This window comes from Parasedimentitalea maritima (assembly GCF_005771405.1).
GTDB classification, from domain to species: Bacteria; Pseudomonadota; Alphaproteobacteria; order Rhodobacterales; family Rhodobacteraceae; genus Parasedimentitalea; species Parasedimentitalea maritima.
The window spans coordinates 1-22,798 of record NZ_VAUA01000009.1; the positions used below are offsets into that span (position 1 = coordinate 1).

General features: G+C 53.5%; 15 protein-coding genes. 6 read left to right on the plus strand and 9 right to left on the minus strand.

What is annotated here, in order from left to right; translation table 11 throughout:
- Window positions 1-481: 481 nt before the first annotated feature.
- Together FEE96_RS16720 and FEE96_RS16725 are read right to left on the minus strand one after the other, a co-directional pair.
- Window positions 482-1,021, minus strand: coding sequence for an NADPH-dependent FMN reductase (locus tag FEE96_RS16720; RefSeq protein ID WP_138164270.1), 540 nt, complete (start codon window positions 1,019-1,021; stop codon window positions 482-484).
- Window positions 1,022-1,134: 113 nt separating this feature from the next.
- Window positions 1,135-2,031: a LysR family transcriptional regulator gene (locus FEE96_RS16725; RefSeq protein WP_246079496.1), complete on the minus strand. Its 897-nt coding sequence runs from the start codon at window positions 2,029-2,031 to the stop codon at window positions 1,135-1,137.
- Window positions 2,032-2,107: 76 nt separating this feature from the next.
- On the opposite strand from FEE96_RS16725, the gene FEE96_RS16730 reads away from it, so the two are divergent.
- Window positions 2,108-2,389: a DUF1330 domain-containing protein gene (locus tag FEE96_RS16730; RefSeq protein ID WP_138164271.1), complete on the plus strand. Its 282-nt coding sequence runs from the start codon at window positions 2,108-2,110 to the stop codon at window positions 2,387-2,389.
- A gap of 128 nt (window positions 2,390-2,517) precedes the next feature.
- On the opposite strand, the gene fdhF is transcribed toward FEE96_RS16730, so the two are convergent.
- The 3 genes from fdhF to FEE96_RS16745 form a co-directional block, all read right to left on the minus strand.
- Window positions 2,518-5,295: a formate dehydrogenase subunit alpha gene (fdhF, locus tag FEE96_RS16735; RefSeq protein ID WP_138164272.1), complete on the minus strand. Its 2,778-nt coding sequence runs from the start codon at window positions 5,293-5,295 to the stop codon at window positions 2,518-2,520.
- Window positions 5,296-5,298: 3 nt separating this feature from the next.
- On the minus strand, window positions 5,299-6,987 hold the full coding sequence (locus tag FEE96_RS16740) for an NAD(P)H-dependent oxidoreductase subunit E (protein WP_138164273.1): 1,689 nt from the start codon (window positions 6,985-6,987) through the stop codon (window positions 5,299-5,301).
- 94 nt (window positions 6,988-7,081) lie between these two features.
- Window positions 7,082-7,969, minus strand: a complete 888-nt coding sequence (locus FEE96_RS16745) for a LysR family transcriptional regulator (RefSeq protein ID WP_138164274.1) — start codon at window positions 7,967-7,969, stop codon at window positions 7,082-7,084.
- A gap of 221 nt (window positions 7,970-8,190) precedes the next feature.
- Between FEE96_RS16745 and FEE96_RS16750 the strand changes: the two genes are divergently transcribed.
- From FEE96_RS16750 to FEE96_RS16760, 3 genes are all read left to right on the plus strand, one after another.
- Window positions 8,191-8,853, plus strand: a complete 663-nt coding sequence (locus tag FEE96_RS16750) for a response regulator (protein WP_138164275.1) — start codon at window positions 8,191-8,193, stop codon at window positions 8,851-8,853.
- 110 nt (window positions 8,854-8,963) lie between these two features.
- On the plus strand, window positions 8,964-10,142 hold the full coding sequence (locus FEE96_RS16755) for an FIST N-terminal domain-containing protein (RefSeq protein ID WP_138164276.1): 1,179 nt from the start codon (window positions 8,964-8,966) through the stop codon (window positions 10,140-10,142).
- Window positions 10,139-12,343, plus strand: coding sequence for a hybrid sensor histidine kinase/response regulator (locus tag FEE96_RS16760; protein ID WP_138164277.1), 2,205 nt, complete (start codon window positions 10,139-10,141; stop codon window positions 12,341-12,343). The genes FEE96_RS16755 and FEE96_RS16760 overlap by 4 nt, the downstream gene beginning before the upstream one ends.
- Before the next feature lie 5 nt (window positions 12,344-12,348).
- On the opposite strand, the gene FEE96_RS16765 is transcribed toward FEE96_RS16760, so the two are convergent.
- Window positions 12,349-12,696, minus strand: a complete 348-nt coding sequence (locus tag FEE96_RS16765; RefSeq protein ID WP_138164278.1) for a RidA family protein — start codon at window positions 12,694-12,696, stop codon at window positions 12,349-12,351.
- A 263-nt stretch (window positions 12,697-12,959) separates the two neighbouring features.
- Here FEE96_RS16765 and FEE96_RS16770 point away from each other — a divergent pair, with 263 nt between their 5' ends.
- Window positions 12,960-13,538: a hypothetical protein gene (locus FEE96_RS16770; protein ID WP_246079498.1), complete on the plus strand. Its 579-nt coding sequence runs from the start codon at window positions 12,960-12,962 to the stop codon at window positions 13,536-13,538.
- A 43-nt stretch (window positions 13,539-13,581) separates the two neighbouring features.
- A complete protein-coding gene (locus FEE96_RS16775) occupies window positions 13,582-15,411 on the plus strand; it encodes a methyl-accepting chemotaxis protein (RefSeq protein ID WP_138164279.1) in 1,830 nt (609 codons plus the stop codon).
- A gap of 127 nt (window positions 15,412-15,538) precedes the next feature.
- Here the strand turns inward: FEE96_RS16775 and FEE96_RS16780 are convergent, their stop codons facing one another.
- From FEE96_RS16780 to FEE96_RS16790, 3 genes are all read right to left on the minus strand, one after another.
- Window positions 15,539-18,316 (minus strand): ATP-binding protein, encoded by a 2,778-nt coding sequence (locus FEE96_RS16780; RefSeq protein ID WP_138164280.1) that lies wholly within the window; start codon window positions 18,314-18,316, stop codon window positions 15,539-15,541.
- 1,533 nt (window positions 18,317-19,849) lie between these two features.
- Window positions 19,850-21,580, minus strand: a complete 1,731-nt coding sequence (locus FEE96_RS16785; RefSeq protein ID WP_138164281.1) for a hypothetical protein — start codon at window positions 21,578-21,580, stop codon at window positions 19,850-19,852.
- A 541-nt stretch (window positions 21,581-22,121) separates the two neighbouring features.
- On the minus strand, window positions 22,122-22,493 hold the full coding sequence (locus FEE96_RS16790; protein ID WP_246079500.1) for a hypothetical protein: 372 nt from the start codon (window positions 22,491-22,493) through the stop codon (window positions 22,122-22,124).
- Between the last annotated feature and the right edge of the window lie 305 nt (window positions 22,494-22,798).

The following is a 22,798-nucleotide window of genomic DNA, read 5'->3' on the forward strand; positions in this document are numbered from 1 at the left end:
TATGCACAGGTTGATCCATCGAATGAACCAAACCGCCCACATATCTCTTCAGATATATAATTTGTCAAAGAGCAAGAGACAAAAACCAAACAGATGCGCCAATCTCTCAGCGCGCCCGCCTAACCCCGTATCTCCATCCCCGTCTCTCCGAGGCGTCCCACTGTCTCTCCAGCGTGTCCCTCCGTCTCTCCGAAGCGTCTCTAGCAGCGCCTCAGCGCCGCCGGTAAGGGGGGTTCTAGGGTGAGTACGAAGAACCCGCAACACTAAAATCACAAAATTACGAAGTTTCTTAACCCCAACCACTCAATCTCAACAAAAACAAAGACTTAAAGGGGGGAAAGGTCAGAAATCCTGACACAACTTTCAACCCAAAATCCGCCAAGCAACACAAATCCAACCCCACAATCCTACCATCTAGTACAATCCACAGACCTATCCACAGACTCAACTCAAGAAAACAACAAAAACGAGTCGGAATATGTCAAAACGAGTCGGTATGTTGGATGTAGGCGCTAAAATCCTTCAGGAAGGCCTCGATAGCCGAGGCGTTCTCTTCGGTCTCTAATGTGCGCCGTACATCCCGTGGGGTTTGCGACATCAGTGGGAACTGCACAAACAACTCCGCATTGAACCTCTGTGATACCGTGCCTAGCACCAACCGTAGCGAAGCCAGCATATCCAAGCCGCGATGTGAGGCATGCGCCAGAACAATTGGCTTTGCGATGATCCCGTCGCCTGACACCAGCCAATCTATCGCATTCTTCAATCCACCGGGGATGCACCGGACATGCTCAGGGCTGGCCACAATGATCCCCTCGGCCTGACGCACGGCTGAAATGAACTCGCTCGCCAATGCCGGAGTATTCTCACTTTCACGGTCAGGAGAGAATATCGGCAAGTCGGCCAGCCCATGAAAAAGCTCCAGTTCAATATCAAGTGGAGCCAGCCGGCAGAAACATTCCAGCATCGCTGTGTTGGTTGAAGCAGCGCGTGCACTTCCAAAGAGAGCAAGAAGCTTCATCGCCATTCCCAACCAGAGCTGTTCATGGGCAGCGTGTCTTTCATTTGGCTTTGCATTGGTCCTCCTTTGGCAAGGGCTAAAACAAAGCGAAGCTACCAACCGAGGACATGGGGTCAATGGCAGGTAAACAGATCAGCGTGCTCTTTGAACCAGGGTAATAGTACCCCCTTGAAGGCAGCCAGTTTGCCCGCATGTTGCAGATCTCGGTGGCTGAGCATCCAGATTGGAGCATATGGGGTTGTTGGTACCTGCGGCAGGGGCACCAGTCCAGGGGTCGCTCGCGCCAGGAATAAGGGCAGTCGCAAGGCCCCCATTCCAGCCTGCGCCGCTGCGATCAGGGCAACCATATCATCAAACCGACCACGGATGCGCGCATTGGGGTAGCAGGCCAGTGCTGCTTTGGGGGCGGCGGCGTGTTCTGAGAATAGAACCCAGTCTAACGGTGCACTTGGATCCTCAGAAGCGCGCCGTGCCAGCTCGGGCGTGGCGTAACAGGCACTGCGTTGATCACAAAGCCGCCGCCCAACCAGAGTATCACCGGGTTCAGCGCTGATCCGAATGGCCAAATCTGCTTCACGTCGGGTCAGGTCCAGCAGGTCGTTGCTGGCTTTTACTCTTAATTCTATTTCTGGATAGCGCAGGGTGAATTCAGCCAGCAAAGGGGCCAGCTGTGCCTGTATCAATAGTTGCGGTGCAGTTAGGGTAAAGGGGCCAGACAAGGACCGATCCTGCCCTGCCAGCTGGCGCAACAGTTGATGCTCCTGTTGTTCCATCTGCTCCGCTGCGTCCGCCATACTATGGGCCTGCGCTGTAGGCAGGTACCCATCGGGGTGGCGCTCAAACAGCGATTGGCCCAACATGTCTTCGGCCCTCTGCACCCGACGGGCGACTGTGGTATAGGTCACGCCCAACGCTTCACCCGCGCCAGCCAGTGTCCCCGCCCGCACCAGCGCAAGCACCGTGCGCATATCATCCCAGTTCACCTGCACCCAAGCATTTACGCATGTCATGCGTGCAAATGCACGTGTTTTCGTTTGCCGCACTTCCTTCCATGTATGCCGTGTCATTCAAACACGGAGCTTCAAAATGGTTTATGCCTACGCAAACATTATCGTAACTGCGCCTGAGTCACTGGCCGCTTACAAGGAAAAGGCAGGCGACGCGCTGTCCAAACATGGTGGCCGCGTTGTACAGGCCACCCCTCAGCAAACTGTGCTTGAAGGTACTCGCAGCGAAACGGGTCTTGGTGCCATTCTGGAATTTGAAACAGCCGACGCCGCAAAAGCCTGGATCAATGACCCTGAACTATCTGAGGTACACGCCCTGCGCCGCGGCGCAGGCAAAAGCACCGTAACCCTGATGGCGTGACCTCCGCGCCCTGTTGACAGGCCAATGAGGGCCACCCCTGCGCCGCGCGTCAGCGCGGCGCTACTAGAAATACGGGCGCGGAACCATTGGTTCCGCGCCCGCCTTGTTTCATAAAACTGGACCGCAACTCACTCTGCCGCGATCTGCCCTTCGGCTTTTTCCACACGCACCGCAGCGAATTTGAATTCGGGGATCTTACCATAGGGGTCAATCGCAGGGTTGGTCAGGATATTGGCAGCGGCCTCGACATAGGCAAAAGGTACAAAGACCATATCCTCGGCAATCGCCCGGTCTGCCCGCGCCATGATCTCGATTGAGCCACGGCGGGTTGATAGTCGCACCATATCGCCCGGCTCAACTCCCATCAGCTTCAATGTTCGTGGGTTCAACGAACAGTTTGCCTCTGGCTCGACCGCATCCAGCACTTTGGACCGACGGGTCATCGACCCAGTGTGCCAGTGCTCCAGCTGACGACCAGTGGTCATGATCATCGGATATTCAGCATCAGGCGCTTCATCCGGCGCAATAACGCTGGCTGGGGTAAACTTCGCCCGCCCTTCGGGACGTGGGAAGCCATCACCAAACACAATCGCCTGACCGGGGTCGGTCTCGTGCAGCGACGGATAGGTGATCGTCTCAGTCTTCAGACGCTCCCAAGTGATATTGTCCAGCGACTTCATGTTCAGCTTCATCTCGTTGAAGACTTCGCTGACATCTGTGTAGCCCCAATTCAGCCCAATACGCTGCGCCAGTTCCGTGGTTATCTTCCAATCCTCACGCGCCTCACCCGGAGGTGCCACCGCTGGACGCACCCGCTGAACCTGACGGTTGGTGTTGGAAACCGTGCCGTTCTTTTCATACAGAGTCGAAGCCGGCAGGATGATGTCCGCAAAGTTGGCGGTTTCGGTCAGGAAGATATCCTGCACAATCATCAGGTCCAGCTTGGCAAAGGCCTCGCGCGCATGGCCTGCGTCCGGGTCTGACATCGCCGGGTTTTCACCCTGAATATACATGCCCTTGATATTGCCTGCATAGACCTGATCAACGATCTCAGTGACGGTCAGCCCCTTCTCGTTCGAGAAATCATCGCTGTCCCAAACATCAGTAAAAGATTTGCGAATGCCATCATCCATCACCGACTGATAATCCGGCAGGAACATCGGGATCAAACCCGCATCCGAGGCCCCTTGGACGTTGTTTTGCCCACGCAACGGGTGCAGACCGGCACCCGGCTTGCCCACGTTGCCGGTCATTAGCGCCAGCGAAATCAGGCAGCGCGAGTTATCGGTGCCATGAATATGCTGGGAAATGCCCATACCCCAGAAAATCAACGCCGCTTTGCCATTGGCATAAATCCGGGCAACCCGGCGCAATTGCTCGGGGCTTACGCCACAAATCCCAGACATCGCTTCAGGGGTGAATTGCGCCAGATGGGCCTTCTCGGCCTCCCAGTTTTCCGTGTACTTCTCAATATAGGCCTCATCATAGAGACCTTCCTCGACAATCACATTCATGATCGCGTTCAGCATCGACACATCAGCGCCGGGACGGAACTGCACCATCTCTTCGGCAAAACGTCGCATGCCCACGCCGCGCGGATCCATTACAATCAGCTTGCCACCACGTTTGGTGAACTGCTTGAAATAGGTCGCGGCAACGGGGTGGTTTTCAATCGGGTTCGATCCGATGATGATCGCCACGTCCGAGTTTTCGATCTCGTTGAAGGTTGCGGTCACCGCGCCAGATCCAACGTTTTCAATCAGCGCCGCAACAGAGGACGCGTGGCACAACCGCGTACAGTGATCGACGTTGTTGTGCTTGAACCCCTGACGAATGAACTTTTGGAACAGGTAGGCTTCTTCGTTGGTGCACTTGGCCGAACCAAAGCCCGCAACCGAGCGCCCGCCGTGTTCATCCTTCAATCCTACCAGCCCTTTGGCCGCCAGATCCATCGCCTCTTCCCAAGTTGCCTCACGGAAATGAGTGCCCAGATTACCAGGATCGACGTTCAACCCTTTGGGTGGCGCGTCATCACGACGGATCAGCGGTTTGGTCAACCGGTGTGGGTGGTGGATATAGTCAAAGCCAAAGCGGCCCTTAACGCAGAGACGGCCTTCATTGGCAGGACCATTGATACCTTCGACCAATTTGACCTTGCCGTCTTTGACTTTCAGCGAGACCTTACAACCAACACCGCAGAACGGGCAGACGCTTTCGGTTTCACTGTCGAAATCCTTGGAATCCCCCTGCCCGGCGTCATCCAGTACTGCGGATGGCATCAGCGCCCCAGTTGGGCAGGCCTGCACACATTCGCCGCAGGCCACACAGGAGGATTGACCCATCGGATCTGCGACATCAAACACCGGATAGGCATCATGACCACGACCGGCCATGCCAATCACGTCATTGACTTGCACTTCACGGCAAGCCTGCACACAGAGATTACAGGAAATACAGGCGTCCAGGTTCACCGACATGGCAACATGAGTGTCATCCAGCAGCGGAATACGGGCTTTTTCAAGCTTGGGGAAGCGTGACTCCGAAACCCCGTTCAGCTCGGCCATGTCCCACAGGTGGCTGGATTTATCATGCGCCTCTTCCTGTTTGGGTTGGTCTGCGACCAGCAGTTCCATCACCATTTTGCGGGCACCTTCGGCGCGGGCGTTATTCGTGGTAACAACCATGCCTTCGGCAGGTTCACGAATACAGGACGCCGCCAGCACACGCTCGCCCTCAATCTCAACCATACAGGCGCGGCAATTGCCGTCAGGACGGTAACCCTGCGCTGGCTTGTGGCACAGATGCGGGATCTTCAATCCACGCCCATTGGCCACTTCCCAAATGCTCATGCCTGCTTCGGCGGTGACTTCTTTGCCATCGAGGGTAAAGGTGATCGAATTGCTCATGGCTTATACCTCGTCCGGGAAATGTTTCATGGTCAGGCGGATCGGGTTCGGTGCGGCCTGTCCCAAGCCACAGATCGAGGCATCCACCATGGTTGTGCTCAGCTCTTCCAACAGATCCTGATCCCACTTGGGCGCGTTCATCAGTTTGACCGCTTTTTCGCAACCAACGCGGCACGGGGTACACTGGCCACAGCTTTCATCTTCAAAGAACCGCAACATGTTCAGGGCCGCATCACGGGCAGAGTCCTGGTCAGACAAAACCACCACAGCGGCTGACCCGATAAAGGTGTCATGCGGCTGCAGTGTGTCAAAGTCGAGCGGCACATCATGCATCGAGGCTGGCAACAGACCCGACGATGGTCCACCCGGCTGGTAGGCCTTGAACACATGACCTTCCAGCATTCCACCGCAGGCCTCGATGATATCGGTGATGGTTGAGCCGGCTGGCAGCAGATGCACGCCGGGGTTCTGGACGCGACCTGATACAGAATACGACCGCAGCCCTGTGCGACCGTTTTTTTCCACCGCGTTCAGACACTCTGGCCCTTCGCGGTTGATCTTGGCGATCCACAGCAGGGTTTCAACATTGTGCACCAGAGTCGGGCGACCAAAAATGCCCACCTGCGCCACAAATGGCGGCCGGTGACGCGGCATGCCGCGCTTGCCCTCGATGCTTTCAATCATCGCGCTTTCTTCACCGCAGATATAGGCCCCTGCCCCACGACGCAGATCGATATAGCCTTCCTCGACAAGACCAGCCTGTTCCAGCGCTTTGATCTCAGTCGCGAGGATTTCCAACACCGCCGGATATTCATCGCGCATATAGATGAATGCTTTTTCAGCTTCGACAGCCCAGGCCGCGATCAGCATGCCCTCCAAGAACAAATGTGGCGTACGCTCCAGATAATAGCGATCCTTAAACGTGCCCGGTTCGCCTTCATCGCCGTTCACTGCCAGATAACGAGTGCCCGCATTGGCGCGCACAAAACCCCATTTGGTGCCCGACGGAAAACCTGCGCCCCCCAGACCGCGCAAACCGGCCTCTTTGATTTTGGCTTGCACCTCTTCCCAGTCGCCATCCGCGCGCAAAGATTTCAAGGTCGCGTAGCCACCCTCGGCAACGTAAGCGTCATAGCCCTCATAATCAGGCACATGGGCATGGGTGTCATCCGCAGCAATTGCAGCCTGCACTTTTTCCGGCGTGGCGTGGTCAATATGGTTGTGACCGATTTCCAGCACCGGCGCGGTATCGCAACGGCCCATGCAGGGCGCGCGCAGAACCCGAACCTGACTTTCGTCCAACCCGTCCTTCAGCGCCTGTTGCAACTGTTCAGCACCGGCCAACTCGCAGGACAGTGAATCGCAGACCCGAATGGTCAGTGCAGGCGGAGGCGTTTCATCTTCGCGCACCACATCAAAATGGGCATAAAAACTGGCAACCTCATAGATCTCGGCCTGACCCGTGCGCATTTCCTCGGCCAAGGCCCGGATATGTGCCGCGCTAAGGTGGCCATATTCATCCTGTATAAGATGCAGGAATTCGATCAGCAGGTCGCGGCGACGCGGGTTATCACCCAGCAGGCTCTGAACTTCGCCCAGCGCGATGTCATCAACCTGACGTCCCTTGGGCGTTTTGCGGCCCTTGCCCTTACCGGACTTCCAAACGCCTTTGCCTTGATCCAATGGTGCCACGGTGATCTCCAATTCGCACGAGTCTTTCCAAGCGGAATGTCATCAGGAATGAATATCGTCAAATCTGAAAATCCAAAGGCACAATAACGAATGCTTATCGTGAAAAACCGGCAACCAGCTGCTTCAAGGCCCGCACGGTGGTCAACTCCGGTGTTCGGTCCAAAGTCGCTATACAAATCGGCTTTGCCTGCTCAGGCTCAATCAGCGTCAACACCCGTGTCCCCCCCAGATCGCCCAGGGCATCGACCAGCGCCAATGGTAGGATCGTCGCCGTAGACCCAGCCCGCGCCATCACCATCGACGTCATGAACCCATTGGATTCAGATACAATTTTTGGTGTCAGCCCAAGATCATCGAAAACCCGGTCCAGAATGCGCCGGTTCTGCATCTGTGGATCCAGCAAGCTCAACGGCAATTTAGCGGCCTCTGCCCAGCTGATGGAACCGTCGAACCCGGACACCATCTCTGTTGGTGCGAGCAGAACATAGGCTTCTTCATACAACTGTATGATATTGACCAGATCACGGCCCAGACTGTCATCATAAGTGATGCCAGCGTCGATTGTCCCATCATACAGCCGTTGCTGGATAGACAGCGACGTGGTCACCTCCACCCGCGCCAATATACGTGGGTGTTGGGCCAACACCTGATCAACCAGCTGCGCAGCATAGGCCGTAGCTGTGGGCACCACCCCCAGCACCAAGGTCCCGGACACCTCACCACGACTGGCAGCAATTTCTTGTTCCAGCGCTTTGACATCGTCCAAAATGCTCCGCGACCGTTGCAGGATCATCTGTCCTTCTTCGGTCAATCCCTGAAAACGATTGGCACGCCGTACAATTGAAACCCCCAGTCGCTCTTCCAGGTTGCGTATCCGCATGGAAAATGCCGGTTGTGACATGCCGCAATCCTGCGCGGCCTTGGCAAAATGCTGGTGTCGCGCCAGCGCGCTCAGCAGCTGCATGTCTTTCAGCTCAATCATCATAGACCTTTTTTCGGTTTGCCACATCTTGGCGTTGGATCGGACAAATGAACAGGGCAAAGGCACTCAATCGACAATCAGAAGCGGGGGCTGTCTGCCCCCGCACCCCCGAGGATATTTTTAGCTAGATGAAGGACCCCAGGCCAATGCCCCCTGCGACCTATGTGGCGGTTTGACCCGCAGGGAGGTTTTGCTAGTCTGCCCCTGCAAGGAGCCTGAACATGACCCTATCCGCTGCAGAGATTGCCCCTACCGGCTTTACTTCGGCCTTGATCATCGATGATCACCCGTTGTTTTGCGATGCACTGTTGATGACATTGCAATCGGTAGCAGGATTGCAGGAGATCGCCACCGCCCCCTGCCTGCAAGAGGCATTGCCGCAGCTCGAACTAGCCCCGGATTTGATTTTGCTGGATCTGAACCTGCCAGACGTTCAGGGCTTGGATGGCTTGAAGCAGCTGCGGCGGCTGACCAAGGCCCCTATTCTGGTAATCTCTTCCATGGCCGACAACCGGGTGATCAGCGCCGCGCTGCATGCTGGCGCCGCCGGGTTTATCCCCAAGCACAGCCAGCGCGAGGTGTTTCGCGCCGCAGTTGATGCCCTGCGCCGGGACGAACGCTTTTTACCTGCGGGGTATGTGCTGTTGCCAGAACAGCAAGACCAAGGTGGCACCGATGCGCTCAGCCGTTTGCGCAGCTTGACCCAACAACAAGCCCGCATTCTGCGACTGATTTGCGAGGGGAAACTAAACAAGCAAATCGCCTTTGACCTGTCGATCGCCGAAACCACGGTCAAGGCCCATGTCACCGCCATTATGCGCAAACTCGCCGTCCAAAGCCGTACACAGGCTGTGCTGCGGGCCAAGGACGCAGGGTTTCGCTAATCTGAACTCTGGATTTTTCTCTCCAAAGCGGCAACGCTATAGCTGTCGCAACCATAGTCAGAACGAAAGCCCCGAGCCTGAAACACCTCCCCGAAACCTCCCCCTCATTAATGAGAACAGCCTATGCAGACTGCCTGCACCCCGAAGCTGTAGCTCAGCTTGCTCAGGGTTTGGCCCCGTCCGACACCGCGAAAACAGCAACAGATTGTCCTGACCAGGAATTGGAACTGGTGTTGTTGTTTATCTCCCCTCTGGCGGACATCGCCCGGATTGCCGCCGAAGCATGTGCACAATTTGCGCCGGTCACGGTAGTAGGCTGCACCACAGCCGGAGAAATTTCACAGAGTGGGTATGGTGAGGGCGGGATCGTCGCCGTGGGCTTCCCAAAATCTCACTTCACCACATGTTGCACATTGATCGAGACACTGGACACCCCCGAGATACAAACCGCCTTGCACCAGATCATTCGCAACCGTCGTCAGATGACCCTGGCCGCCCCGGATTGGGAATCTGAATTCGCCTTTTTGATGGTCGATGGCCTATCGCGACGCGAGGATACCTTGACGGCACAACTGGCCCCGGGCCTAGGGCCTGTCCCGTTGTTTGGCGGATCCGCTGGCGATGGAGACGCTTTTCAGCAGACCTCAGTGTTGTATGATGGGAAGGTCTTTGAAAATGCTGCTGTCCTTACACAGGTCCGGTCAATCTGCCCCGTGAAGGTGTTTAAAGCAGATAATCTGACCCCGACGAATAACAGAATGGTGGTGACAGCCGCAGACCCGGGTCAGCGCCTTGTCCATGAGATCAACGCCGAACCTGCCGCGCGCGAGTTGGCCCGGATTCTGGGAAAAGATCCCGAGCAACTGTCGACCTATACCTTTGCAGCCCATCCCTTGCTGGTGCGATTGGGCGACCAACACCATGTCCGCGCCATTCAACAGGTCGCCCCAGACGGGTCGTTGGTGTTCTTCTCTGCCATCGACGAAGGCATGGTGCTGGCGCTAGCGGACCAGCAGGATATGGTGACACACCTGCAAAAGGAAATGCAGAGTTTGGGGCAGCAGAGGGCACCTGACATGATTTTGGCATGCGACTGCTTGTTGCGCCGTATAGATGCCGAGCAAAAACAACAAACCAATGCCGTGTCGCACATCCTTTCCGCCAATCGGGTGTTTGGGTTTTCCACCTACGGTGAGCAGGTGAATTCCATGCACGTAAACCAGACCCTGACCGGTGTGGCGATCTATCCGCCCCCCGATCTGGTACCGACACAGGCTGACGTGCCGTGAGCCATACATTGATCAACCCTGCCGACACGCTGGAACGACAAAACCAAAAGCTACTGAAAATCGCTGAAACGCTGATGCGCCGGGTCGAACAAAGCCCGTCAGATAGCGGCATGGCCTATGCTCAATTTGAACGCGCCGCACTACTGGAAGAGGAAGTTCGCAGCCGGACACTGGATCTGGAGCAGGCTCTGGATCAGCTGAATTTAACGCACAATGAGCTGGCAAGCGCCAATGCCGCCACAGAACGCGCCCGCGCTGATCTAAGCAATGCCATCGAAACAGTGCGCGAGGGTTTTGCACTGTTCAATGCCCGGGATGAGCTGGTGATGTGCAACAGCCGCTTTGGCAAATGGATGCGCGACGTACACCCAAAATTGTTACCGGGGTTAAGCTTCAAAACCTACGTAAAACTGGTTTCAAGAAGCAGTTCACTGGCCCTGCCCAAAGGGATCTCACCTGTCACTTGGGCCAAACGCAGGATGCTGCACCACCGGGACAAACACGCGGTATTCAATACCCGCATTGCGGGCCAACGCTGGTTACAAGTGAGTGAACAGCGCACCACTGACGGTGGTACTGTCATTCTGCAAACTGATGTCACCGACATGATGCGTTTGGAACGGCGCGAGCGAGACCGGCTGCTGGACGATCAGGCACAGTTGATCCGTGCCACTCTGGATCATCTGGATCAGGGGGTCTGTATCTTTGACACCCATAACCTATTGGCAGGCCGGAACCAGCGCCTTGGAGAGTTACTGGCATTGCCGCTGCGCCACCTGACGCTGGGCAGTCGTGCCGGGGCGCTATTCCAGCTGTTGCAGGACCAAGGACAGTTCCCCGATCCAGATGCCGCCGACACGTTTCATTCTTGGATTGCCCGCAAAGAAAACCGTGTACCACTGTCGTTTGACGTTTTGATCGGCTCGCGTGCACTCAGCGCCTTTGCCCAACAAATGCCAGACGGTGGTTTTGTAATATCTTTCTCTGACGTCACCATCGAACGGACCGCAGCCCGCGCCCTGGCCGAGGCCAACGAGACCCTGGAACGCCGCGTCGCAGAGCGTACTTTGGAACTGGAAGCCGCCCTGGCGGATGCCGAACGGGCCAATGCCTCCAAATCTCGTTTTGTTGCCGCCGCCAGCCATGACCTGTTGCAACCTTTGTCAGCAGCAAAATTGTATATGGCATCGCTCGCCGAAGGCATCACCACCCCCGAATTGCAGGACCGTCTTGATAAGGCTACCAATGCGCTTGTTGGCGTCGAAGACATTTTAGAAGCCCTGCTAGACATTTCAAAGCTCGATAGTGGTCGGGTAGCTGTTGATGTTACAGATGTGTCTTTGGCGGATATACTTGCCCAACTGGGTGACGAACTGGCGCCGCTCGCAATGCAAAAGGGGCTCGATTTTCGCATTGTCCTGCCGCGCGCCACCGTCCGCAGCGACGCCACCTTCTTACGCCGGATCTTGCAAAACCTGATTTCCAACGCTGTACGCTATACCAACAGCGGCAAAGTTCTGGTTGGAGCTCGTCGTTGTGGTGACAACCTGAGGATCGAGGTACATGACACCGGATCTGGTATCCCTTTGGATCAGCATCAACGTGTATTTGACGAATTTCACCGCATTGTCACGCCGTCCCACCCAAGCGAGGGCGTAGGACTGGGGCTTGCCATAGTCAAACGGGCCTGTGACTTGCTTGATCATCCACTTCAGCTTCGCTCAACCACTGGTCGCACGGTGTTTAGCGTCACGCTTCCTATTGTCAGCCCTCAAAAACCTGACAGCCCCCTCCCCGATCAAGTACTAGGGCCTGCCATCATGGCCCCGGCTATAGTGCTGCTGCTAGAAAATGACACCGGCCTGCGCAAAGCTTTGACCGCAACACTGGAAGATTGGGGGCTGGAGGTATTTGCCTGCTCAAGCGAAGCAGAGGCTCTCGCACTACTACATGAAGTGGACATCGCCCCGGACCTGGTGATTGCAGATTACCAGCTCGACGACGGGCTGTTGGGCAGCGACGCAATTATCCACCTCAGACAACAGTATGGTCCGCTGCCTGCCTGCCTGATCACAGCCAACCGCGATCCTGAGGTGACCGTTTTGTGCAGTGGTATAGACGTCGGTCTCTTGCACAAGCCGATCAACCCAGCCGCCTTGCGCATTGTCTTGCAACGCAGTCTGCAGTCAACGCAGACCTGATCCCATCAGCGGGCTGCGATTACCATGAATTCAACCTTGAATTCTGGTAGCGCTAGCTTTGCTTCACCACAGGCCCGTGCCGGAGTATGGCCCTGCGGCACCCAAGCATCCCAGACTGCATTCATCTCGGCAAAGTCAGCCATATCGGCCAGCCAGATGGTCGTTTGCAGGATTTTTGTCTTGTCTGACCCAACTTCACCAAGCAATGCATCAATTTTTTCCAGGCAACTTTGCGTTTGTTTTGCGACGCTTTCGCCAGCGGTGCCAACCTGGCCCGCCAGATAAATTGTGTCGCCGTGCATGACAATTTGGCTCATGCGAGCGCCGGTGTGTTTGCGAGTAATCTCAGACATATTATACCTTTCAGGACAGAGTATTAGGAGAAGCTAAATACGCGAACTCCACTCCCCTTTTACTTACGGCACCCATGCGCGGGGGAACAAGCCTTTCAATTCTGCCGCCACCTCTTGGGACACTGCCACAACAGAACTTCACCCCTCATTTCCTAAAATTTTAAGCAACATTCCAAAAGTGAATTAATTCACCGTAAACACCCTGTCCCCAAATTCAGCCTGTCCTCATTCACTCTGAGGGAACTATTCTAGGGGAACGACCAATGAAAACGATTACACTATCGGTACTCGCTGTAACGACCTCCATGCTGTCTGCTCATGTTCACGCAAATGAGTACGCGCCAGCCATGTCAGCTTTCTTGGAAGCAGAGATCCGGGACTGGGCCCAATCTCCAATCTTAGTGAGAGCAATTAATGCTCAGAACGAACACACCAGTACTTATGATCAGGGGATGATCGACCAGCTGGACAAAACCTGGCGCGCTGAAATCGGAACGCCTTCTACCCCAACTATTACGCCAGTCATCGTAGGCGCTACTGCGGACTTTCTACGCGAGCAGGTTGAAGCGTCTGGCGGCCGCGTCACCGAAGTTTTCATCATGGATGCCCAAGGTCTAAATGTGGCTGCTTCCAGCATGACCTCTGACATGTGGCAAGGCGACGAAGCCAAATTTTCTCAGACCTACAGTATAGGCCCTGATGCAGTTCACTTTGGAGATGTGGAGCTCGATGAATCCACCCAAAGTTATCAAGGCCAGATCTCGTTGACGATAATTGATCCTGAAACCGGGCAGTCCATTGGCGCAATGACCATCGGCATTGATGCAGAAGCCCTAATATAATCTCAGCCAACGCCGCTTGGCCTGGAACCGATAAGGCACTCACATGAAAATTCGAAATCCACTAAAACCAGTGTTTAACGGCATGTCGGTTTTTATCAAATGTACCCTGCTGATTACCGCGACAACACTGATTGTGGCTAGCGTTTTGATGTTTCAGAACCAACGGATCGTCAACAAGGCCATCGAAGATGGCGTTCTGGGCCTTGCGGCCGAAATCACTCAGGCCGCAGGCGCCCGCAATGGCGGAGCCATGCGATTTGGCGATGCCAGCGGTGTTCAGATCGCACTCGACCGCATTCTGGAAGAGTCCGAAGGTCGCGCACGTTATGCCATTGCCACCAACAGCTCGAATGAGGTGATTGCAACATCTGGTGTCGCCGATGAATCCCAAATGGGCCAACTGGCGACCCTGGCGCAGGCCTCTTTTGCAACGGGTGCAGGTGAAACCACGGGGGATGGATATTTCATCGCCATGCCAGCAACAGCTGGGGCCAAAGGGGACAGCATCGTGGGCGCGATCGCGATCATCTGGTCACCAGATCTGGCCCTTGCTGAAGTTGCCGAAGCCAAGCTGATTTCCTACATCGTAGCAGGCGTCGCTTTCCTGATCATGTGCACAATTTCTACTTTCTTGCTGCGTTCGATGATGTCACGCCCGCTGCAGGATGTTGGCAAACTGATCGACGAAATTGCTCATGGCACTTACGATCAAGACCCAATCCATCTGGAGCGCGGTGACGAAATCGGTGCCATTGCACGGACTGTGGAAAACCTCAAAACACAGCTATCCGAGGCCCGAGAAGTGGAGCAGCAACGCATCCAGGCTCAGGAAGGTCAAAAGAAAGTGGTCGACGATTTGACCGGTGCTCTTCAGCGGCTGTCAGAGGGCGATCTGACTGAAACCATCGACCAGCCCTTCGATCCTGAATACGAAACCCTGCGCGAGAACTATAACCTCACAATTGAAACATTGCTTGGTATCATCGGTTCTGTCGTTGGAAACTCAGAAAAGATCCGTGGCAGTTCCGAAGAAATCAACCAGTCTTCCAACGATCTGTCACAGCGCACCGAAAGTCAGGCCGCAACGCTAGAGCAAACTGCTGCTGCGTTGGACGAATTGACCTCCAGTGTGAAATCTGCGGCTTCTGGCGCAAAAGAGGTCGAGGGCATCGTTGCCAGCGCCAGCACCACAGCAGAGCAAAGCGGCGTTGTTGTGCGTGAAGCAGTAGATGCGATGGCAGAGATTGAAAAATCCTCGGTACAGATCTCTCAGATCATCTCGGTGATTGACGACATCTCATTCCAGACCAACCTGCTGGCTCTCAACGCCGGAGTAGAAGCTGCACGCGCTGGCGAAGCCGGTCGGGGATTTGCGGTGGTTGCCTCCGAAGTGCGGGCCCTTGCCCAGCGCTCCTCGGATGCCGCACAAGAGATCAAACAACTGATCAGCGACAGCTCGCAGCAGGTCAACCACGGCGTCGATCTTGTTGGACGTACTGGGGAAGAGCTGCGCAAAATCATCGACAGCGTCGGTACCATTTCCACCCATGTGGTTGGCATTGCTTCGGGTGCAGAAGAGCAGTCGATCGCACTGGCCGAAATCAACGCTGGCGTCTTACAGTTGGATCAGGTCACCCAGCACAATGCGGCTATGGTTGAAGAATCCACCGCTGCAAGCCAACTGCTGCGCAATGACGCCAATGAACTGGCTCTCCAAGTGTCCGTGTTCAAAACCGGCGATGGCAACGATAATCTGGTCTCGTTTGACAGTGCACCTGCAGCACCAATGGGGGACTCAGACTTTTCAGCGCACGAGCCTGATTTCGAAACACCCGAGCCAAGACGCGCAGCTTCGGGATGGGAAGATTTCTAAAGCCACCTTGCTATGTTGAAGTCTCATAAAAGGCGCGGTGCGATTTCGCACTGCGCTTTTTCCATTTGTGTTCAAAGGGGCCAATATTGAACGATTGCCAGCCGCCCCTTCTAGTTTACATGGGCCTTCAGCCGATCATAGTTTCCTTGATTGCAGTCAGAAGGTCGGTCCGCATGACAGGTTTCATCAGGCGGATGTCTTCGGGTCGTAACCCATTGCCGTGGACAGTTGCTTCGTTGGCGTAGCCGGACATAAAGATGACCGGTAAATCTGCCACTTTTTCGCGAACTGCCCTGCTTAATGCTATGCCCTTAAGAGTTCCGGGCATCATAATATCCGTCAAAAGCAGATCAAATGTCGGATCGGCTTCAAACAGGGCAAACGCTTCATCTCCAGATCTGGCTGCGGTTACACCGTAACCCGCCTTTTCAAGCGTCGCGACGAGAATGGGAAGAACATGTTTGTCATCCTCAGCGACAAGAATTTTCTGCCCGTCTCCATTTAAACCTACTGTTTGAACCCGCTCTGTTACTGTGGCCTCTACCTCATCGGTGAAAGCCTTGAAGTAGAGTTTAAACGTCGTGCCAACATCTGGTTCCGAGTAAACCTGCACCATACCACCAGATTGCCGCATAAAGCCTAGGATCATCGAAAGCCCAAGACCGGTTCCAGCGCCAAGTGCTTTGGTTGAAAAGAACGGTTCAAAAATCTTATCCAAAGCTGCATCCGGAATGCCATGCCCTGTATCACTGACCGCAAGCATGACATATCGGCCCGGTTCCATCTTCTCCTGACGCGCATCCAGATAGTCCTCGTCAATACGGATATTTGAGGTTTCAATCGTCAGCTGGCCTCCCTCACGCATCGCATCTCGGGCATTGACGATCAGGTTTAAAACCGCACTTTCAGTGGAACTAATGTCGGCCTTAATCGGCCATAATCCGACTGTTAGAAACGTATTGATGTCGATGCTGGAGGGAAGAGTACGCCCGGCCCAGTTGCAGGTTTCATTCACCAGTGCATTAAGATCAATCACACTGGGATCCAGACTAGCCCTGCGCGCAAAGGCCAACATGCTGCGGGTCAAATCGGCTCCCCGTTGGGTAGCCCTAATACCTGCATCAATCAGAGCTTGGTGCTCGGGGTCTGTTTCGTCATCTCGCAACAATTCCAGACTACCCATAATGGCCGCAAGCAGGTTGTTGAAATCATGCGCCATACCACCGGTCAGTTGACCAATGCTTTCAAGTTTTTGCGCGCGATCTGCAATTTTCCGTTGCCCTTCCAACTGTTCTTGTGTCCGGACTTCCGCACTCACATCCGAGATGAATCCTACGGTTAAAGTGCTCCCATCGTCTTGCATATAAGCACTGGAATTTGTTTCCAGCCACTTGCGCTGCCCCGAGCGAGAGGTGATTTGATAGCGGTGAGAATAGGGTTTGAGAGTCTCAGCGGAGGTCACAAAGAGTTGCCGAAGTGTGATCAGATCTTCTGGATCAAGCGTCCCCTCTAAAACACCCTTGGTGGTGTAGATTTCCTCGGGTGTATACCCCCAAACATCTTCGCACTGCGGGCTTACATAGATGACTTCAGACTCCCCAGTTTGCGAGAGTTTTCGACTAAGAACGACACCTGGTAAATTACTGATAAGCCGTTCTAGGCGGGCTTCAACGAGGGTGCGTTGTCTTTCTGCCCGGCGGCGTTTCGATATGTCGCGCACCACCAGAACCAGCTCCTCGCCTCCAGAGATGGGGCAAAGATGTGCTTCGCGGTCCCGCCGCTCACCCTCATATTCCAGAGTGTACTCCCAAGACACGACGCCCTGTGTATCCTGTTGCTTACGCATATTTTCCTGGAACAACAAAAGTGGATCAGGGGGAAGAATATCTGCCAAATTGCAGCCGAGAAATGCAACCGGGTCATTGACCGGACCAAACCCTGGACGAACCCGGTATTCTAAAATGGCCCCCATTTGGTCAATGCGGAAATAATTGTCAGGCAAGGCGCCCAGCAAAGCCGTCATTCGATCAACGCTTTCTTTGGCAACATCGTTTGCACTCTTCAGATCATTGCGCAGGTTGACCAGCGTCTTGCCAATCTGCCCTAACTCATCGCCTCGACTGGCTGCAGAAATTTCACCCTCCATATTTCCAGCAGCCAACACATCCATGTTTTCGCAGATTTTGGTAATCGGGCGGGTGATCGTTCGGGTTGTCGCCCAGACTATGAGGAGAAGCCCCAAACCCGCCAATGCGACACCAATCAGGATATTGCGCGTCAGATCAAGCGAAGCTGCCAGAGGCGCCTGGATGTTCTCACGCACCTCCAGCACGCCGCGAACGTCACCCAGCTTCCAGCCGTTTTTTGGTGAGTCGGGGTGTGAGTTGTGGCATGAAACACAGGCATCAACCACCATCAGATCCGCGACTGCTACACGCAAAAACGTCACCCCATCCACAACCTCTTGACGTTTAAAAGTCCCCTCCGGGTTTTCATTAAGATAGGTCCAAGCCTCTTGCATAAAACCATCCATTTGACGGTCTCGCCGGCCCGGAAACGGTAAGGCACTGTATAGTGAAAGGCTGATATCCTGATCTGCAATCAAATCACTGATATCGTGAACAAATGTGGCAGGCAATGGAACTACACCTGGGTTATCTTCGTGGTCTACCCCAACCGACAAACCCTCCACAGCCTCGACATCCACCACCACATTCCTGGTATAGTACCCGCGGATTTGCTTGATTTGGTTCGCCGCATTGGTGGCAGATTTCGTAACAAAATCTACAGTGCTGTTTTCAAGAATGCGTGGAACGGTAACCCAAGCGATACCCATACACAGTAAGAGAAATAGTGGGATTGGCATGGATAGTCTAAAAGCAATTGACTGAACCATTTTCTTCATACTGCCACTCCATATTTCCTACAGGATAGCGCATCCGCTCTGGCCCCAAACAGGCAGGCCTTTTGGTGGAATTGGCAGACTGGCCAGTAGGTTTGCAGAGAAAATTACCACATTTCCACCATCTGCGGCAAATTTTTGAGACTCTCGTCAAGGGGGGATGAGATGAGTAGGCTATGCACTGCGTTTCGACCAGCTGGCGATCCCTGAAGGACGGCTCTGATATTTATGTTTCAAGCCTTTATGCTGTAAAACATCCCTATCTACCCTCATTGATTGCTCCTCTATTGGGATCAGCGCCTCATTCGCAGCGCTTGGTAGAGCGAAATGCCAAGGGCCAGAACTGTCAGGGAAATCCAGACTTGCCCCGATTGTTCTAGATATACCGTTCCCGTTTCACGGTCATAGCATCGACCCAACTCATTAAAGCACGTTCGCCACTTAAAATATTGAACGTAGAAGAAAAATCCGAATATGGCCGCCAAACCGAGGGACACCAAAGAAATCAATTTTCTAACCACCAGCTCTCCTTTGATCAACTGACCCCACGTCACTCGATCGATTGACCCAATACTGTAAACTTTGATTAACTTCACATCTGTAGGCAGAAACAAATAAGTACCCTCATAGATGTCTGCACTCAACACTGGTTCTGTTGAGCGTATGTACAAGGCAGATTTGAGAGTTGAGAGCGGATGCGCAAGAAGTCCTCAGTGTCCGCTCTCACACAATTTTTAAGAACGAAACGCTCTCCTGTTGGACATCTCCTTCTCATCTACTGCCAACGTGCAACGTCCGCTCCGGGGGCCGCTGTAACCAATGCTGTGAGTGCAGAAATGAAAGCTCTCCGTAAAACTGAACGATGCGATATTTTCCTGACAAAATGAGTGTAACCTGCCAAAAAACAACCACCCTGAGTTGTTCAACCTTGAGCGAAATGCGCACCCTCAATGGCAGCTTGGGAGTACTCTGAGGTCGTTCGCCGCAGCGTCACGCTTGCTCGCTTTCGGTTATTCTGCACTCGTGGACAAAAGGTACTCAACGTTGAGACCTCTGATCTCAAGCGTACACATTTTAGCATATTTTCAATAGCCTGCTTGAAAAAACAGCCGATTTCCCGCAAGCATTCCGCAGACCAAAGTCACTTTCAAAAGCTTCCCCAAGGCAGGTTTTCTTTTTCTTGCTCAAGTAAATTATTTTAAAGGCCCATAATGCGCGCAGTTGGTTTCTTTCTATCGTCTTTTTTCTTATTCATTGGTGGAGCAGTTCAAGCTCAAGACGTCATTCCCCTTAGTTTTTGCCTTGATGCGCTGTCGAATGTTCAAAGCTAAAAGTCGCAGTTAGCATCACAGTGATAGCTGCCATAAACAGTGAAACTGAGCTTCAATAAAAATGGCTCCTGTCGGCCGCTTGCTGCGTTTTTTACAAATGCCTGCAAGTGCACACCTTATCCAGCCTTCGCAATGGATCGGCACCCCCAATTTTTAGTGGGATTGCCACAACGATAGTAGCAGGCGGGTTGGTACGAAACGAGTTTCACGCCACCCGTTGTTCAAGATCTGCCAGCATTTGTTTGACGTCTTCAAACTTGGCCTTGGTTCTGATGTAAGAGTTCCGCGAACCAGAATAGTGCTGATGTTTGACCGCTCTATCAAGATGCCCCCATGGGAAGTACCCCGACATTGAATATCCACCCTGCCCACTTGTAGACATTATTGTGGCTCGTGAAACGGCCTCCCGAACCAGCTTTCTAGTCTCTGCAGCTTCCGCTCTATTGTCTTCCCAATCCTTGACTATTGATTGAGCGGCTTCCGCCATAGCCTGAAGGTCGTCTGTATCTGCGCTAACGGATTGCACCATTTCCTCAACCAGTCTGGGCGCGTCATCATAGGCTTGTTGGGCGGCTTCAACGCTTTGATGTAATTTCCCGCTTTTGCAGTTGGCTTCCAGTCGGGAATTCAAAGTTTCCAATTTCTTCAGGGCACTAAGAAGTTCCTTATCGTCCTGACCGGCTTCAGAGCGAGATTTTGTGATCATAGCTGAAATTTTATTGACGGTGGGAATAAGGGTATCGTTCAACCCCGTCGTCGCCGTTTCAAACCATTCGTCTGCTGAACGACCTAACCTGCTACCCGTCGTACAATCCAAAAACATTTCCTTCGCATGCACCGCTGCGGTTTCGACGTCTTTTGCCAGTTTCGTAATCTTCTTAAGCGCGTCTTCCAGCTTGTCGACCACCTTGAAACTTCGCTTGCCGGGTGAGGCTTCGGTCGTCGTGGCGTCTATTTCATCCGCAAGTGTTTTGAACTCTGCAGTGGCCGTTGTAACACGCCGACTGGCATCGCCCAGTGCAGACGCGACAAGGCGCAGCGGAAATTCGTCGGAATGAATGCCGTTTTTCTGAGCCTGAAGTGCAACCAGACGCTTTGTAAAGGTTTCACTTGTTTCTTCGGTGAGTTTGTTCAGGTTGAGTTCGGCCTCAGAACGGCAACGCAAAGCACCTCGCTGGTCGCCAGCTGCAAGACACTTCTTACCTTGTTGCACAGACTTAATAAGCTCGGCCGATCTTTCTTTCGAAGTCTTAGTCAGAAAATCAATAATGACCCGCAGCACATTGCCGGCTTTAGCCTGGAATTGATCTTGTTTGGCCCGAACCGCCTTTTCGTGGAAAGCAATTCCAGCAACCAGTTTTTTAAGAAGAATGCGATCATTTTTAGCAGGAAAGGCAGCAATGACTTTACGGGCCTCTCCTTTGATACTGTCCAAAACCTGAATGGTTTCGTCAAACGCGCGCGCGGTTGTTATTCCGTTCAAAGTCTCGAGCTTGGATTGAAATTGTGGGATCATCGCATTCAAGTCTGATGGGTCCTGGACGGTTGAGCCTAGGGTCCTTTGCCACCATTCTACTGTCAGCGGATCACGCGCCGTCGCGCGACCCAAAACACCCTGATTTTTGGACTTACTGCTTAGCGCTTCCTCGCCCGAGATATCACCATAGTTGCGGATCAGAATAATGTCGTCTTCACCGAAATGGTGTTTCTTGTCATGTTTGATCCTGAAAACAAGGTTTTTTTGTACCAGTCCGATTTTGCAATAGGGCTTTTTTAACGCAGCCCCGGCAGCTTGGCCCATCAAGTTTTTGGCACGAGTGAGGCCTGTGGAATCGAAATCCACACCAACAAAGGCGCGGGCATCATTCCATTTGAATTGGCGGAGTTCGCGCTCATATTCCTTTTCCGATTTGTCCATTTTTGGAAATTTTGCCATGCGCACAATCCTTTTTGACCTGAACAGGCAAACGAATAAAACCGGCTAAATCCAACCGCCATTGCCCAACTTGAATGCAATCTTCTGCATGTTGTCGCGTTTTCATGTTCCAATCAAGCTGTCCTTCATCCCTTAAGAGGGACGGTCACCTGAGTTGCGCTATGCCAGCGACCGGAATTACCTGACCCCAAAAAAAGGCCTTCGTTTCGCTTCGATGCCACAATTATCAATTTTGGGTAATTGTAGCAGACCTTGGCTACACCACAGAAAATTCGCGAATGGTCCGCTGCTGCCACTCGCGACACCCTCCACGAAAGTCCACAATGTGCGTTCATGAACTCTCATATTGCATCAGGTTTAAGAGAATACTGTCGACCTCACAAAGACAGATTTAATTCATATATTCTAATAGGTTAATCGGCAAAAAGTATAGGCACCCCCATTGACATTCAACGATCTATTTTTCGATTTGTAAACATGTCGGGCGTTTTCGGCTGACGCACTGTCATTCATTCTACGTCAGAGCCTGCCTCCGATGAACTCAGACTCCTACACCTTCAAAGGTTTCAACCGAACCACCAGCAACAAAGTGATCTAGCAACAACCGACGCTGCTCTCCACTGGTCGCGTTCAGCACCCGAACCTCATGTTCAGTCAATTCACGCCGGGCATATCCCAGATCGGCCAAACATCTATCCACAGCACTCATTGCACCGCTGGTGCGAATACTGTCTTCTGTCGAAGCCACAACGACCGGACCAACAATGAGCCCCCCCAGCAGAACCCCGGCGACATAGCTGCCAACCACTGCGTTCTTTCCGCCTTTTGGCCCATTTGGAGCGCAGCTCAGCACTGCAGTCCGTGCTGAAGTGAAGTTCTTTCCGTTTTGAAACGGCACGGAGGGTCCCGGCATACCACTGCATCCTGCAATAGCTGCAACCATGGCCAGCAGAAGCAATTTCAGAAAAGTTTGGGATCTAAAAATCCAAGAGCAATGCAATATCACCAGTGTAATCCAATAAGTTCGCCAACAAGTTCCTCTAATTAGCCGAATTCAGGTTGTACAAACAAGACGATACTCTCCTTAAAAGCCCCTATCTAAGGCTCCCTAGTTGGACGTCTCGCGACTAGACGGTTCAGGTGGAAAGGTAATCCCCCCAAAATGAGTGGTGTTCAAATGTAGAGTTTTCTCGGCAAGATATCCGAGGAGATTTTTGA